General features: G+C 50.4%; 3 protein-coding genes. All 3 read left to right on the top strand.

Going from position 1 to position 2911, the window contains the following annotated elements:
• Window positions 1-141: 141 nt before the first annotated feature.
• The 3 genes from BLQ17_RS21800 to BLQ17_RS21790 are packed head-to-tail and all read left to right on the top strand — an operon-like array spanning window position 142 to window position 2809.
• Entirely contained in the window at window positions 142-624 is a 483-nt protein-coding gene (locus BLQ17_RS21800) for a hypothetical protein (protein ID WP_092226377.1), read from the top strand.
• Between the two features lie 28 nt (window positions 625-652).
• Window positions 653-2557: a terminase gpA endonuclease subunit gene (locus BLQ17_RS21795; protein ID WP_092226374.1), complete on the top strand. Its 1905-nt coding sequence runs from the start codon at window positions 653-655 to the stop codon at window positions 2555-2557.
• On the top strand, window positions 2558-2809 hold the full coding sequence (locus BLQ17_RS21790; protein ID WP_092226372.1) for a hypothetical protein: 252 nt from the start codon (window positions 2558-2560) through the stop codon (window positions 2807-2809).
• Window positions 2810-2911: the final 102 nt, after the last annotated feature.

Genomic DNA, 2911 nt, shown 5'->3' with positions numbered 1-2911 from the left:
TGAAAGAACAAGAGCCAATGAAGTTTATGAGCGAATCAGATTGGCACCTCGTATTGCATGATAGTGTGTCAGGCAAACACGTTGATACCACGACAAACGAAAGTATCACTATCTAATGAAAATTCTAAAAATGGAGCAGAAATGATACCATTGGGAACGATTGTAAAAGACAAGGTAACTGGATTTATCGGTGTTGCGGAGAACCGTGCGACTTATCTGTTCGGTTGTGATCGGTACTGTATTCAGGCTCGTGTTGGAGAGGACGGCAAAATACCGGAAAGTGTCATGATTGACGAGCCACAACTTGAGATAGTTGAAGGTGAAAAACGTGTAATGGCCCCAATCGGTACTCCCGACAAAAGGGTGGAGCTTGGACAGCTCGTGAAAGACCCGGTACGGGACCAATGTGGAACAGTAATTGGTCGTGCTGTATACCTGAACGGGTGCTCTCGTGTGTTAGTAGAGCCAAAACAGACTGGAATAAATGAAAAAGAAAGTTGGTGGGTAGATGAGAAGCAGGTCGAGCCGCAGAACACTTTTCTCGGCAAGAAACAGATCGTCAAGGATCCGGATCCGCCAAATAGATATAGCGGTGGACCTGCGCCGAGCAGTTCCAAATATTAACACTGAAACACGCGATTAATGCAACGATATGGCAACTCCATCTCCATTAACAGATATATCCAGCACAAAGACAGTTCGCCTGCGAACAGCACCTGGTTGGTTGCCGTGGAAATACCGCACGCGGACTGAGCGTATTCGCGTGCGCTTTACTCCGTCTGCTGGAGAGCGGCGCTTTTTCAAACGTAAAAAGCACGAGTTGCCTTCGGTATGGGCTCCTAAGTACCGCACTGTCACATATGGACCGCTCAAGGGTTCTAGGTGGGATAACTCCTTTATGCCTCACATGCGGGGTATACTCGATGCGTCATTTTATCCGTCTGTCCGCTATATCGGTAATTGTAAGTCTCCACAGGGCGGTAGCTCGGCAGGGGCAGACACGATTCTCGGATATATTGCCGACATGCAGCCTGGGCCCGCTTTTGTTGTATACCCTGACAGGCCAACAGGTTCTAAGCGGTTCAAGGATTACCTTCAGCCGATGTTTGAAGAGTCCCCGAGATTAAGGAAGTTGTTGACAGGGATGTCAGACGATATGGCATCGATGCGCATCAAGTTGCAGACAATGCTGATTTATCTTGGTTGGGCCGGCTCGGTAACATCGCTTGGTAATATCTCCGCCCGTTACCTGATAGGCGACGAGATAGACAAATGGGTGGCCCAGGCAAGTAAAAAAGAGGCAAACACACTGCAGCTCTTTTTCGAGCGGTTCCGTTCCTATAAATACGGTGGAAAGTGCTGGCTGATATCAACCCCGTCCGATACCGACGGACCGATCTGGCACTACTTATCCAAGGAGGCCCAAGTAATATTTGATTATTGGATCCGCTGCCCAGAATGCGGAGAGATTCATAAGGTTGCATTTGCCCATATCAAGTTCGGAGACGAGCGCGATCCGAAGGTCATAGAGGAGCAGGACCTTGCCCGCTATGCATTCCCCTGTTGTGGGCTAATGGTTGACGACCGCGGCCGGACTAAGGCGCTGCAGCACGGCATCTGGCGGGAAAGGTTGGATGAGGAAGAGGAAAAACAAGGTGCCGTCGGCCGCGAGCTCTTTAATTGTCTGCGCGAGCTTAATCCAAAAAAGATTTGTTTTCATTCTCCTGGGTGGATCTCACCGCTGGTAGGAAACTCAGAGATGGCCGCGGCATTCCTCCGCGGTTTAGACGATCCGGCGCAGATGCACTATTTCGACAACCAGATCGCCGCAGTCGCCCATACCCCGTTTCGTCAGAACCGCAAGGTCGACGCCATCCTTAAACTGCGCGACGACAGGCCAGAGGGGCTAGTCCCAGGCGGCGGAGTGGTATCTGCTTTGGTTGCCGGTGTTGATACACAAGACAACTCTTTTCCTTTTTCTGTCAGAGCTTTCGGATGGGGTCAGGAGATGGAGAGTTGGCAAATACGTCAGGGTGAGGTCGACAGTTTGGCGGCATTGGCGAAGGTACTGTTTGAAGATGTCTACCAGGACAGCGACGGACTCTACTATCCTATCCACTGCGCTGTTATCGATACCGGTGGTCACCGCACCGCGGAGGTTTATGACTTCGCCAGGTCTTTTCCGAGCCGTGTGATTCCATACAAGGGTGCCTCTGGTCGCAAAGCAAAGCCATACAAAAAATCATTTATTGATGTTTACCCTGGGACAAATATCAAAATTCCCGGCGGAGTCGAGCTTTATATATGCGACACCCATCACTACAAGGACCAGCTGGCGACAAAGCTGCGCATTAAATCGGACGACCCAGGCGCCTATCATCTCCATTCCACTACATCGGAAGCCTTTTGCCACGAGATGTGTGCCGAATACGTCGACGACCGTCGGCTCTGGCAGTGTCCAAAAGGCAAGGCAAACCATGGATGGGATTGCGCGGTGATGGAGTTGGTGGCAGCAGATCTACTCTACCTCAGATACTCAAACAAGGAGGCTCAGTAAATGGCCAGACAAAGCGCTGTTGTCGGTCGCATAGCCGCTGCAAGGCAACAGGCTCAGGGCGGGGTTGACTATTCCCCTAAAAATGGAGCGCGATGCCCATGGTGTGATCAGCGGGCAAAAATATACAAGACAACTCCGTGGGAGGATAATGTACGCGTTAGATATCACCGCTGCATTGAGCCTGGGTGCGCTTTGTCATCCATGGGGGTGACTATAAAATCAGTTGAAGTTGACACGGTTGATGGCTCGTGAAAACGGATAAAACGAAAGTAGTACCGGTCAAAGGAAATTTTAAAAATGGAGCAATTAAATGAGTTGGCTCTTTTCGCAGGTGCTGGTGGAGGAATACTTGGA

This window comes from Desulforhopalus singaporensis (assembly GCF_900104445.1).
In the GTDB taxonomy this organism is placed as follows: Bacteria; Desulfobacterota; Desulfobulbia; order Desulfobulbales; family Desulfocapsaceae; genus Desulforhopalus_A; species Desulforhopalus_A singaporensis.
Note: the sequence above shows the minus strand (reverse complement) of the source record. Positions and strands in the feature narration are given on the sequence as shown.